Here is a 12,156-nt window from a genome sequence, read left to right as displayed (position 1 = left end):
CGGCGCACCGGATGTGACCGTGAGCCACCCGCCGCAGGGTTCACCAGCAAGGTCCGGATGGTGACCGGGCCGAACGGCGAGCGCCTCGACGGTTGGCTCCACCTGTGCGCGGAGCGGCACGCCGTGCCGACGCCGCATGCTGAGCTTCAGGCTAGGCGAGGGTGACGTGCCGCGGGACGGAATCGAGCTGTGTCCCCGCCCTGCCGTACTAGGGCGCCTCCGCGATCGTGATCATCCGATGGTGGTCACTTCTCAGCGGGCTACCGGCCTCGCCGTAACCCGTGACCCATGCGAATCCCGCAGCGGTACACCGGTCACGCAGCTCCGGGAAGGCGAACAGTCGTTTGACGAAGGTCAGCCTGCGGGCTCGACCGTCGCGGACGACCATGCGTTCGACCTCGAAGCGCCCGGTCAGCGGATCCAGGTGATGACGGTCGACGAGCATGTCGCCGTTGCCCCGTGTCGCCGTGACACGCGACGGCGTTTACGACGCCAGGAACCTGGTGAGGTTGTCCAGGTCCATGGCCATGGCGCCGCCGGGCCGACGTGCACGCACGATCTCCGACAAAGTCCTCGTCGTACATGGCCGTCGGATCGAACAGGTCATCCGTCACGGCTCACACCGTAGGGGCAGCCAGGACAGCGGACAGCTGCTGGAGGCAGGGCACGGCTGCCTCAGCAGCCGCCAGAATCCGCCGCCCGCATCCCGCGGGTCATCTCGTACTCGACCTCGCCCAGATCCGCTCCCGGCAGCGGGTCGTCCAGGTCCGGGAAGTACGTGCGCACGTACCGCATGCCGACGGCTTCCATGACGCGCCGCGACCCGGTATTCACGGCCATGGTCTGCGCGATCACCCGGTTCTGCCCGACGGTGTCGAAGGCGTGCCGCAGCAGAGCGCGGGACGCCTCGCTGGCCAGGCCCTTCCGCCAGTGCCGACGGAGGAGGCGGTAACCCAGCTCGGCGACGGTGGGGTCGTCAGGTTGGTCGGGGCCGTGCGCCGGCGGGAGCATCATGAGGCCGATGAACTCGCCGTCGTCCTCACCTGCCGGCGGCGTCGAGTCGCGCGCGCCGCCATCGGTTCCGAACGCCATCCAGTAGCCCAGGCCATCCACCTTGCCTGCCAAGGCCATCCGCTGCGCATGGGAGGCGATCACCTCGTCCCTGGACCGCGCCCGGCCGACGAGGTAGCGCAGCACCTGCGGATCGGCGTCGAGCTGGACCTCCCACTCGAGGTGCCGGTCGGCGAGCGGTACCAGCAGCAGACGGTCGGTGCGCAGGATCGGTTGGGGCATCCGGCAACCATCACACGGGAATGCCGATGCGGCCATCCGATGCGCACCGCCGGTCACCCGCACGCGGCTGCCGCTGATCGCCGGGCCCCGACGCGGGACACCGGGCGCGGTCCGGAGCGCGTAGCCTCGCCCGCGTGATGCGCAGGACGGCGCGTGCCTCGCTGGCGGCGGTGACGGCGGTCGCGGTGGCCGGATGCGCCGCCGGATCGACCGGCCCGGCGCCGGCCTGGCACGGCGTCACGGCCGGTCCGACGGCGTCCGGCACCGCGACGCCGGGGCCGAGCGCACCGGTCGAGGTGCGGCTGGCCTTCGCCGGCGACGTCCACTTCACCGGCCGCACCCTGGGCCTGCTCGACGATCCGCAGACTGCCTTCGGGGCGATCGCGCCGACGCTGCGCGACGCCGACGTGACCCTGGTCAACCTGGAGACGGCGGTGACCGGCCGCGGTACCCCGCAGCCGAAGAAGTACCACTTCCGAGCTCCGGAGACCGCCTTCGCGGCGCTGCGCGCGGCCGGGGTCGACGCGGTGTCGATCGCCAACAACCACATCCTCGACTACGGCCGGCAGGGGCTCGCCGACACCCTCGACGCCGCCGCGGACGCCCGGTATCCGGTGTTCGGGGCGGGCCGCGACGCCGACTCGGCGTACGCGCCCTGGCTCACCACCGTACGGGGGCTGCGGATCGCGGTGCTCGGCATGTCCCAGGTGCACGACCTGGCCGGGTCGTGGCGGGCGACGGACGACCGATCGGGGGTGGCGATGGCCTTCGACACCGCCCGGGCCACCGCCGCGGTGCGGTCGGCGCGGGAGCGGGCCGACCTGGTCGTCGTCTTCATGCACTGGGGCGTCGAGGGCAGTTCGTGCCCCAGCGGGGAGATGAAGACGTTCGCCGGGAGGTTGTCCGAGGCCGGCGCCGACATCGTGGTCGGTACCCACGCGCACACGCTGCTGGCCGACGGCTGGCTCGGTGCGACCTACGTGCACTACGGGCTGGGCAACTTCCTCTGGTACGCCAATTCGCACAGCACGGACTCGGGCGTGCTGCACCTGGTCGTCCGCGGCCGGACGGTGGTCGAGAGCCGATTCGTCCCGGCGACGGTCTCCGGCAGCGGTCAGCCGATCCCGGCCACCGGGGTGGGGAAGCAGCGCATCCTCGACAAGCTCGCCGCAGCCCAGCGGTGCACCGGCTTGGCCGCCAAGCGCCCCGGCTAGTGCTGTGACCACGAACGTTCACGGTGTTGGGTGACACGCCGCCTAGCTAGGCTGAACGCGTGACTGATGCGGCGGGACCGATCGAGCCGTCCGGGGTGTGGGCCACAGCCGTGGGCGTGGCCCGGGTGAGGGCAATGGAGACGGCACGCGAGCAGCCGCTGTTCCGGGACCCGCTGGCGCTGGCCTTCGCCACGGCCGGTGGGAGGGGCCCCGGGACGCCGCCGCCCCCGCGCGCGGACGAGGCGGCGCGGCGCCGCTGGCTCGGTGTGGCCTTCTCGATCGTCATCCGGACGAAGTTCCTGGACGACCTGCTGGATCGGGCGGTCGCGTCCGGCGTCCGGCAGGTCGTGCTGCTCGGAGCCGGGATGGACAGCAGGGCCTTCCGGATGAACTGGCCCGCGGGTACGCGGTTGTTCGAGGTCGACACGGCCGAACCGCTTGGCTTCAAGGCCTCGGTGCTGCGTCAGGAGCGTGCCGTTGCGCGCTGCGAGCGGATCACCGTCCCGGTCGACCTACGCGAGGACTGGCCCGGCGCCCTGGCCGCGGCCGGGCACGATCCGGGGCAGCCGACGGTGTGGATCGCCGAGGGACTGCTGATCTATCTACCCGAGGACGCAGTGGAGTCGCTGCTCGAACGCGTCGGCGCGCTGTCCGCTGCAGGCAGCAGGATGGGCCTCACACTGGGCTCGCGCGGTGTGGTCGAACGCTTCCGCGGGGATGCCGCTTCGGGATCGGCAGCGTCGATGTGGGTCTGGGAGATGCCGGAGGACCCGGTCGGCTGGCTAGGCGGCCTCGGCTGGGAAGCGGAGACCTTCACCCTGCGTGAGCGCGCCGAGGCCTACGGGCGTCCGGTGCTCACCCCGCCGCAGCAGGACGAGGGCGCGGGCGGACTCGTCTCGGCGGTACGCGCCGCGCAGTGAGTACGACGAAGGTCGGCCCCGGCATATGGCGGGGGCCGGCCTTCGACCGTCCGTTCCTTCGGTCCGCTAGTGCCGTGACCACGATCGGTCAGGGGTGTTGGGGTCAGGCTGCGCGGGTGGCGGGTCGGCGGCCCAGACCATCAACGCGTACAGCCCGGTGCCCGAGTACTGCCGCAGCGGCCCGTCGTCGACGACGCGGATCAGCAGGGCGAGGTCCAGGAACAGGCCGATGCTTCGGCCGGCGCGCCCCCGTCGCGCGACCTTTTCTGCCGCCGGGACAACGGGTCCTCTCCCACGGAGAACGGTCTACCGGGCGACCAACTCCTCGACCTCGGGGACCAGCGGCCGGTGGGCCGGCACCGGGTTGGCGGGCGGCCGGCCGGACCAGAGCACCCGGGCGACGATCCCCGGCGCGAACAGCCCCGGCGGCGGCGTCATCAGGTTGGCGACGCTCAGGAAACGCCGCCCGACGGCGGGGTGCCGCGCGGCGGCGACGTGCAGCCGGGCGACGTACCCGTTGAGGAAGCGCGTCCGGGCGCTGCGCGGCCCCACCACGGCCGGGTGGCGCAGGTCGGCGCCGACGGCCATGTCCCAGGGCACGTCCACCACCTTCGCCGCCGCGGTGAAGAAGCGGCGGGGCAGGTCCCGCCGGCCCCGGCGCAGGCAGTCACGCAGCACGACCGCCTCCGCCGCGGCCACCGTCATGCCCTGCCCGTACGCCGGATTGAAGCTGCACACCGCGTCCGCGACCGCGATGAACCCCTCCGGGAGGCGGGGGAGGCGCTCGTAGCGGCGGCGCACGCTGGCGGGCAGGCGCATCCGCTGCGGCGGGCCGAGCGGCTCGGCCCGGCGCAGCAGCGCGGGCAGCTCCGGCGCGGGCAGCCGCCCGGCGAAGGCGAGGTAGCCCTCGTCGTCGACCGGCGGGGCGTGGTCCGGGCCGACGCCGAGCAGCGTCACCATCCACCGGTCACCCTCCGCGGCGATGGCCACCCCGCCGTACGGCGCGGCCGGCGACGGGCTGCTGATCACGGCGGCGAAGCTTGTCTCGCCCGGGACGCGGCGGTAGTCGCGCGAGACGTACACCGTGCGCGGGTCCACCCGCTCCTCGGCGGGCGGCTGGTAGCCCAGCTCGGCGAGCCAGGTGGGGCCGCGGTTGCCCCGGCCGGTCGCGTCCACGACGAGGTCGGCGTCGTGGCGCTCCTCCCGGCCGCCGCGGGGCAGGATCCGCGCGCCGGTCACCGTGCCGCCGTCGGCGAGCAGCCCCACCGCCTCGCACCGGTCCCGGATCTCGACGTTGGGCAGCGCCCGGACCCGGTCCCGGACGTACGCCTCCAGGGCGCGCCGGCTCACACAGAGCCCGGCCAGCCCGGAGGTGACCCGGGGGATCCGGTGGCCGTCGTTGACCCAGAGGCAGTCCCGCTGGATGTCGACGGGGACGGCGCCGTGGGCGGTCAGCTCGCCGGTCAGGCCGGGGAACAGCTCCTCGAGGATCTGGCGGCCGCGGGCGAGCAGGCCGTGCGCGTGCCCGCTCTGCGGCACACCCTTGCGGTCGGCGGCCTCGGCCGGCAGCTCGTCCCGGTCGAAGACGGTCACCGTCGCGTACGACTCGCTGAGCACCCGGGCGGCGAGCAGGCCGCCCATGCTGCCGCCGAGGACGACCGCCCGCCCGGTCTGGTTGGTGGTGGACACGGCTCACTCCGTTTCGTTCAGTGGGTGTTCCCAGTGAGCGGTACGTGGTGTCCGTGAGGGAAGCGAATCAGCGGACGGCTAGCTGACAGTGAAGTTCCGGTCAGCGGCGCCACCGCTCCGACCCGTCCGCCGACCGCCCTGCGGTCTGGTGAAAACGCTGGTCAGACCCCACCTTCGGGCTCCGCCGGCGACTCCGTGACCGACGTCTCAGTCGGCTAACGGTCAGTAGCCGCCGCCCGTTCAAGTCGTGCAAAGCGAAGGCCGCGAGTGCCCTGGCCCTGCACAGGTGAGCATCGAAAATCCGACCGCTCACCCTGCAAAGCATTCGGGCTGTTCACGCTGACCGATCCCGGATAGGGTCCCCGCCATCGTCTCAGCCAGGAGGTTTCCGGTGGTCAGGAAGCGTGCGCTTCGCATCGTCGTCGGTCTCGCCGCACTCTCGCTCGCCGTCACCGGCTGCGGGCGCTCGACCAGCGGCCAGACGCCGCAGGCCGGTGCCTCCGCCTCGGTCGCCGCCGACGCCAAGGCGGCCGACCTGGTCCCGGCCGCTCTCAAGGAGAAGGGCGTCCTGCGGGTCGCCACCGCCGAGGGCTACCCGCCGATGGAGATGTACAAGGAGGGGACCCAGGACCTGACCGGCGTCGACCCGGAGCTGGCGGCGGCGATCGCCGGACGGCTCGGCCTGAAGCTGGAGATGACCAACGCCAGCTTCCCCGGCCTGATCCCAGGTCTGCAGGCCGACCGGTGGGACCTCGCGATGTCCTCGATGAGCGACACCGAGGAGCGCCGCAAGGCCGTCGACTTCGTCGACTACTTCCAGGCCGGCGGCGCCATCATGGTGGCGAAGGGCAACCCGGCCGGGGTGAAGGACCTGGCGGACCTGTGCGGCCGCGCGGTGGTGCTCGCCAAGGGCAGCTCCAACCTCGCCATCGGCGAGAAGCAGAACACCTCGTGCGCCAAGAAGATGACCATCTCGCAGAGCGAGGACGCCCCGACCGGCCTGCTGCAGATCGACGCCGGGCGCGCGGTGGCCACCATCGTCGACTACCCGGTGGCCAAGATGCTGGCCCAGCAGAGCGGCAAGTACGAGGTGCTGGAGGCCCAGTACGAGGCCGGCCCGTGGGGCATCGCGATCGACAAGAAGGACAGCCAGCTGCGCGACGCCGTCCAGCGGGCCCTGCAGGAGCTGATCGAGGCGGGCGACTACGCCAAGATCCTCGAGAAGTGGGGCGTGCAGGCCAGCGGTGTGCAGACCGCGACGGTCAACGACCAGAAGTGAGCACCCCGGTGGATGCGACCGTCACGGGCCCGGCCTCGGCCGGGCCCGCCGGACCGGAGGCGAACCGGATCAGCCACCCGCTGCGACCGGGTCGCTGGCTGGCCGCCGGGGTAATCGCCCTGATCCTGGCCTGGTTGGCCTGGACCATCGCGATCAACCCGAACCTGCACTGGGACATTGTCGTCAAGTACCAGTTCGACCGGGTCATCTTGGAAGGGCTCTGGGTCACCGTCCAGCTCACGGTCGCGTCCATGGCGATCGGTGTGGTGCTCGGGGTCATCGTGGCGCTGATGCAGGTCTCCGACAGCCGCATCCTGCGCGCCGGCGCCATGGCTTACGTGTGGTTCTTCCGCGGCACGCCGCTGCTGGTGCAGCTGATCTTCTGGTTCAACATCGCGCTGATCTTCCCCGAGGTCGGGCTGGGCGTGCCGTTCGATGGTCCGAAGCTGGTGACCTGGGAGACGAACACGTTGGTCACCGGATTCGTCGCGGCGCTGCTCGGGCTCAGCATCAACGAGGGCGCCTACATGAGCGAGATCGTTCGGGCCGGCCTGCGCGCGGTCGACCCGGGCCAGCAGGAGGCCGCGGCGGCGTTGGGCATGTCCCGCCTGAAGATCATGAAGCGTGTGGTGCTGCCCCAGGCGATGCGGATCATCGTCCCGCCGACCGGCAACCAGTTCATCTCCATGCTCAAGACCACCTCGCTGGTCTCGGTGATCGCCGGCGCCGACCTGCTCACCGTCGCCCAGCGGCTCTACCTGACCAACTTCGAGGTGATCGCCCTGCTGATCGTCGCGTCGCTGTGGTACCTGGTCCTGACCACCGTCGCCAGCATCGGCCAGTACTACCTGGAGCGCCGGTTCAGCCGCGGCTTCGGCGCCACGGTGCCGGGAGCCCTGCGCGGGCGGATCGCCCGCAACCTGCGCTTCACCGGGAGCGCGCGGTGACCCCGCCGATGGTGCGGTGCCGCGCCCTGCGCAAGAGCTTCGGGCGGCTGGAGGTGCTGCGCGGCATCGACCTGACCATCGAACGCGGCCGGGTGGTCTGCGTGGTCGGCCCGTCCGGCTCCGGCAAGTCCACCCTGCTGCGTTGCCTCAACCACCTGGAGGAGCCGCAGGCGGGCCGGGTCTACGTCGACGGCGAGCTGATCGGATACTCCGAGCGCGGCGGCCGGCTGCGGCCACTGCCGGACGCGCGGCTGCGCCGCCAGCGCGAGTCGATCGGCATGGTCTTCCAGCGCTTCCACCTGTTCCCGCACCGCACCGCGCTGGAGAACGTGATGGAGGGCCTGGTCGCGGTGAAGGGCGTCCCGGCCGCCGACGCGCGGCGGCGCGCCGCCGACCTGCTCGACCGGGTCGGACTGGCCGACCGCGCCCACCACTACCCGGCGCAGCTCTCCGGCGGCCAGCAGCAGCGCGTGGCCATCGCCCGCTCGCTGGCCATGTCGCCGAAGCTGATGCTCTTCGACGAGCCGACCTCGGCGCTGGACCCGGAACTGGTCGGCGAGGTGCTGGAGGTGATGAAGGACCTCGCGGCGAGCGGCATGACCATGATCGTGGTGACCCACGAGATGGGCTTCGCCCGGGAGGTCGGCGACGACCTCGTCTTCATGGACGAGGGCCTGATCGTCGAGCAGGGCCCACCCCGGGAGGTGCTCGCCGCGCCGCGGCACGACCGTACCCGCGCCTTCCTGTCCAAGGTGCTCTGATGGCCCGGCTGGACCTGCTGGTCACCGGCGGGGACGTGCTCGACGGCAGCGGCTCGCTGTCCCGCCCCGCCGACGTGGGCGTCCGCGACGGGCGGCTCGTGCTGCTGCCCCCGGGCAGCGGCACGCCCGCCGCCGAGGTCATCGACGCGACCGGGCTGGTCGTCACACCCGGCTTCATCGACGTGCACACCCACTCCGACCTGTTGGCGGGGGAGGACGAGCAGCGGGAGGTGCTACGTCGGGCGCCGCTGCTCCAGGGCGTCACCACGGAGATCTGCGGCAACTGCGGCATCAGCCCCTTCCCGGTCCCGCCCCAGCGCGGCGAACCGGTGCGGGAGTTGATCGCCGCGACGTTCGGTCCACCCGCCTCGGCGTACGGGTCGTTCGCCGAGTTCGCCGACGCGCAGGGCGTGGCCCGGCGCAACCATCTCGCCGCCCTCGTCGGCCACGGCACGCTGCGCGCCGCGGTCGTCGGCTTCGCCCAGCGGCGGGCCACCCCTGCCGAGATCGGGCGGATGTGCCACCTGCTCGACGAGGCGCTCACCGCGGGCGCGGCCGGCCTGTCGACCGGCCTGATCTACTCCCCGGGCGTCAACGCCGGCACCGACGAGGTCATCGCGCTGGCCCGGGTCGTGGCCGCACACGGCAAGCCGTACGTGACGCACCTGCGTGACGAGATGTCCCAGGTCGAGTCCGCGCTCGAGGAGGCCATCGAGATCGCCACCGCGGCCGGGTCGGCGCTGCAGGTCTCCCACCACAAGACCGCGGGCCGGCGCGCCTGGGGCGCCACCGTCAGCACCCTCGCCCGACTCGAGCAGGCGCGCGCCGACGGGCTGGACGTCACCTGCGACGTCTACCCGTACACGGCGGGCAGCACGGCCCTGCACGCCATGCTGCCGCCGTGGCTGATCGCCGACGGGGTGCCAGCGATGCTCGCCGCCGCCGCCGAGCCGGCGGTCCGCGACCGGATCCGCCACGATCTGGTCGCCGGGGTGACGGGCTGGGAGAACACCGTCGGCAACGGCGGCTGGGACCTGATCCGCGTGGCATCCGCCCCGAACAACCCCGACGCCCAGGGGCACACCATCGCCGACCTGGCCGCCGCGTGCGGCGTCGACCCCGTCGACTACGCCTGCGACCTGCTCGCCGCCGAGCACGGCGACGTCACGATCCTCAGCCACTCCATGCACGAGGACGACGTACGCCGAGTGCTGGCCAGCCCGCTGACCATGCTGTGCTCCGACGGCGTACCGAAGGGGGGCCGTCCCCACCCGCGGTGGGCGGGCAGCTTCGCCCGGGTGCTCGGCCACTACGTTCGCGAGGTGGGACTGCTGGAGCTGGCGGAGGCGGTGCACAAGATGACCGCGATGCCCGCCCGCCGCTTCGGCCTGCGGGACCGCGGGCTGCTCGCCGACGGGTACGCCGCGGACCTGGTGGTCCTCGACCCGTCGCGGGTCGCCGACGGCGCCACGTACGACGAACCCCTGGCGCCGCCGCACGGGGTGCGGTGCGTGCTGGTCGGCGGCCGGGTCGTCGTGGACGGCGGTGCGGTCACCGATGCGCGGCCGGGCCGGGTGCTCGCCGTACCGGATCGGCAGCGCGCCATGCCGGGGCGGCGATGAGCCCGGCGGTGCGGGTCGCGGCGATGGTGCGGCGGCTGGACGACGGCCGCACCCTCTCGACCGACCCCGACCTGGTCCTGCCGCTGGCCAGCGTCGGCAAGGTGCTGCTCCTCGGCGAGGTGGCCCGGCGGCTCGCCGACCGGACGCTCACCGCGGACCAGCCGGTCGAGCTGCTCGACGCGGACCGCGAGGTCGGCGGCACCGGCCTGCTCGGCCAGCTGTCGCCCCGGTGGTGGGCGGTCGCCGACCTGGCCACCGCGGTCGCCACGGTCAGCGACAACGCCGCCACCAACGCCCTGCTGCGGCTGGTGTCCCTGGAGGCCGTGCGGGACCTGGCCCGCCGCAGCGGGCTGCGGGACACCACCGTGCACGACCGGATCCGGGCCGAGCGCGGCCCCGGCGTACCGGAGACCTTCGCCACCGGCACCGCCCGCGAACTCTGCGCCTTCCTCACCGAGGTGGCGACGGGGACCTGGGAGAGCCCCCAGGCGTGCCGGCTGCTGCGCGGCTGGCTCGCCGGGAACACCGACCGCACGATGGTCGCCGACTCGATCGGCCACGACCCGTGGTCGGGCGACGGCGTCCGGGTGGAGAACAAGACCGGCACCGACACCGGGGTACGCGCCGACACCGGGATCGTGTCCGGCCGGCACACCGTCGTCTACGCGGTGGTCGCCGCGTTCCCGCCCGGGGCGGAGCGGGCTGCCGTGTCCGAGCTGCGCCGCTGGGGTACGGCGGTCGACCGGCTCGCCGGAGACCACCGTTGCGACAACTCCTGACTGAGCGTCGACGCCGCGTCGCTCAGCCGCTCGACGAACCTGCCGACCACCGGGTTGGGGTTGCCGGGACGCAGCGCCACGCCGATGTCCCGGTACAGCTTGGCGTGCGCGAGCTGCCGCACCGCCACGCCGCCGGGGTTACGCAGGCCGAGCGACGGCACCAGCGCCACACCGACACCGGCCCGAACCAGGCCCAGCACCACCTCGTAATGGTCACTGCGGCAGCGGATCCTCGGCGTGAAGCCCTCCGCCCGCGCTGCCAGCTCCAGCACCGACACCTCGCCCGGCACGCCGAGTGTGGTGATCCACGGTTCGGCGGCTAGGTCGGCGAGCCGAAGCCGCCGCCGGCCGGCATGCGGATGGTCCTCGGGGAGCACCACCAGCTGGGGGTCCACCATCAGTGGCTCGACCGTCGCGTACGGCGATGCCTGCGCCGGGCTCAGCGGATGGTCGAAGACCACCACCAGGTCCAGCTCACCCTGGTGGAGGCGGGGGAGCAGCTCGTGCGGCTGCCCCAGGATCAGCGCCAGCTCGACCTGCGGATGGTCCCGGGTGAAGCTCGACAGCGCGCGCGGCAGCAGTTCGGTCCCGGCGGTGGCGAAGAACCCGATCCGCAGCAGCCCCTGACGGCCCTCTCCGTGTGCGGCCAGCTCGTCGCGGGCCGCCGACATCAGGTCGGCGATCTGCTGCGCGTAGTCCGCCAGGCGCTGGCCCGCGACCGTGAGCCGCAGGCTGCGCGGCCCCCGGTCCACCAGCGCGACCCCGGCCTCCTGCTCCAAGGCGGCGAGCTGGTGGGACACCGCGGACGGGCTCAGCTGAAGCCGCTCCGCGGCGGCGACGATGGTGCCGTGGCGGGCGATCTCCAGGATGACCTGCAGGCGTGCGGTGTTGAACATCGGCGGGGTTGCCTCCCTGCGTCAGGATCCCGTGCCGCGGGATGTCCATCCCTGCCGGTGGAGGTTGTCGAATCCGTCGAGCAGGAGGTCGAGCGCGAACTGGAACTCGTACTCGTCGTCGCAGCCCTGGCCGACGACTGACTCGTCGTCGTGGGCGGCGGCCATCGCTATCTCGGCGATGTGGGGATACCTGCTGGCCAGTTCGCGGAACCCGGCCGCCTGCGTCTCCGGGTCCTCGGGCAGCGGTGAGGCGGGGAAGAGTTCCTGGGTGAACCCCCACACCCTGCTGCCGAGAGCGTGCATCACGTGGTGGGTGAGGTCGACGGAGAAGCCGCCGGCCCGGAACATGCCCACGATCGAGTTCAGGTAGTCCAGCACGACCGGAGTGGGCTTCGGGCGGGACTCGATGACGCGCGACGACCAGGGGTGGCGCTCCAGGGCACGTCGGGCCGACAGGATGCGCTGCCGGATCGCCGATTTCCAGTCGGCGCCGTCGGCGGGCGGGTCGATCTCGCCGACGACGACGTCGACCATGCCGTCGAGGAGTTCCTCCTTGTTCGCCACGTGCTTGTAGAGCGCCATCGGTACGACGCCCAGCTCCTGGGCGAGGTTGCGCATGCTCACGGAGTCGACGCCGGCGTGGTCCGCGAGCGCGACGGCGGCGTGCAGCACCCGGTCCCGGCTGAGGGGAGCGCGGCGTGCGCCGTCCACCTGTTGCTGAGCCATCCGTCGCCCTTCCGTGAAGCGTCGCCAAAC

The 12,156-nt window shown here is 72.7% G+C and carries 12 protein-coding genes; 7 read left to right on the top strand and 5 right to left on the bottom strand.

Features of this window, described 5'->3' with window-relative positions:
- Positions 1 to 208: 208 nt before the first annotated feature.
- Positions 209 to 445 (bottom strand): hypothetical protein, encoded by a 237-nt coding sequence (locus RMN56_RS30240; RefSeq protein ID WP_313721267.1) that lies wholly within the window; start codon positions 443 to 445, stop codon positions 209 to 211.
- Positions 446 to 675: 230 nt separating this feature from the next.
- Complete coding sequence (locus tag RMN56_RS30235) at positions 676 to 1,293, bottom strand: GNAT family N-acetyltransferase (protein WP_313721266.1); 618 nt, start codon at positions 1,291 to 1,293, stop codon at positions 676 to 678.
- A gap of 137 nt (positions 1,294 to 1,430) precedes the next feature.
- Here RMN56_RS30235 and RMN56_RS30230 point away from each other — a divergent pair, with 137 nt between their 5' ends.
- Entirely contained in the window at positions 1,431 to 2,507 is a 1,077-nt protein-coding gene (locus RMN56_RS30230) for a CapA family protein (RefSeq protein WP_313724893.1), read from the top strand.
- Between the two features lie 59 nt (positions 2,508 to 2,566).
- Positions 2,567 to 3,427, top strand: coding sequence for a class I SAM-dependent methyltransferase (locus tag RMN56_RS30225; RefSeq protein ID WP_313721265.1), 861 nt, complete (start codon positions 2,567 to 2,569; stop codon positions 3,425 to 3,427).
- Between the two features lie 306 nt (positions 3,428 to 3,733).
- Here the strand turns inward: RMN56_RS30225 and RMN56_RS30220 are convergent, their stop codons facing one another.
- The gene (locus RMN56_RS30220; RefSeq protein ID WP_313721264.1) at positions 3,734 to 5,116 is read right to left on the bottom strand and encodes an FAD-binding protein; all 1,383 of its coding nucleotides are present in this window, start codon (positions 5,114 to 5,116) and stop codon (positions 3,734 to 3,736) included.
- A gap of 391 nt (positions 5,117 to 5,507) precedes the next feature.
- Here RMN56_RS30220 and RMN56_RS30215 point away from each other — a divergent pair, with 391 nt between their 5' ends.
- Genes RMN56_RS30215 through RMN56_RS30195 form a run of 5 tightly spaced genes read left to right on the top strand, consistent with a single transcriptional unit; the run spans position 5,508 to position 10,504 of the window.
- Entirely contained in the window at positions 5,508 to 6,395 is an 888-nt protein-coding gene (locus tag RMN56_RS30215) for an ABC transporter substrate-binding protein (RefSeq protein ID WP_313721263.1), read from the top strand.
- A complete protein-coding gene (locus tag RMN56_RS30210; protein WP_313721262.1) occupies positions 6,392 to 7,342 on the top strand; it encodes an amino acid ABC transporter permease in 951 nt (316 codons plus the stop codon). Before RMN56_RS30215 ends, RMN56_RS30210 begins: the two co-directional genes overlap by 4 nt.
- An 8-nt stretch (positions 7,343 to 7,350) precedes the next feature.
- Positions 7,351 to 8,103, top strand: a complete 753-nt coding sequence (locus RMN56_RS30205; RefSeq protein ID WP_313724892.1) for an amino acid ABC transporter ATP-binding protein — start codon at positions 7,351 to 7,353, stop codon at positions 8,101 to 8,103.
- Positions 8,103 to 9,725: an N-acyl-D-amino-acid deacylase family protein gene (locus tag RMN56_RS30200; protein WP_313721261.1), complete on the top strand. Its 1,623-nt coding sequence runs from the start codon at positions 8,103 to 8,105 to the stop codon at positions 9,723 to 9,725. Before RMN56_RS30205 ends, RMN56_RS30200 begins: the two co-directional genes overlap by 1 nt.
- Positions 9,722 to 10,504 (top strand): serine hydrolase, encoded by a 783-nt coding sequence (locus RMN56_RS30195; RefSeq protein ID WP_313721260.1) that lies wholly within the window; start codon positions 9,722 to 9,724, stop codon positions 10,502 to 10,504. The genes RMN56_RS30200 and RMN56_RS30195 overlap by 4 nt, the downstream gene beginning before the upstream one ends.
- Here RMN56_RS30195 and RMN56_RS30190 read toward each other — a convergent pair.
- Both RMN56_RS30190 and RMN56_RS30185 read right to left on the bottom strand, forming a co-directional pair.
- Positions 10,387 to 11,400 (bottom strand): LysR family transcriptional regulator, encoded by a 1,014-nt coding sequence (locus RMN56_RS30190; protein ID WP_313721259.1) that lies wholly within the window; start codon positions 11,398 to 11,400, stop codon positions 10,387 to 10,389. The genes RMN56_RS30195 and RMN56_RS30190 overlap by 118 nt on opposite strands.
- Positions 11,401 to 11,421: 21 nt before the next feature.
- On the bottom strand, positions 11,422 to 12,126 hold the full coding sequence (locus RMN56_RS30185; RefSeq protein WP_313721258.1) for a TetR/AcrR family transcriptional regulator: 705 nt from the start codon (positions 12,124 to 12,126) through the stop codon (positions 11,422 to 11,424).
- Positions 12,127 to 12,156: the final 30 nt, after the last annotated feature.

It is taken from the genome of Micromonospora halotolerans (genome assembly GCF_032108445.1).
Taxonomy (GTDB): Bacteria; Actinomycetota; Actinomycetes; order Mycobacteriales; family Micromonosporaceae; genus Micromonospora; species Micromonospora halotolerans.
This window is presented reverse-complemented; position numbering and strand designations above follow the sequence as displayed.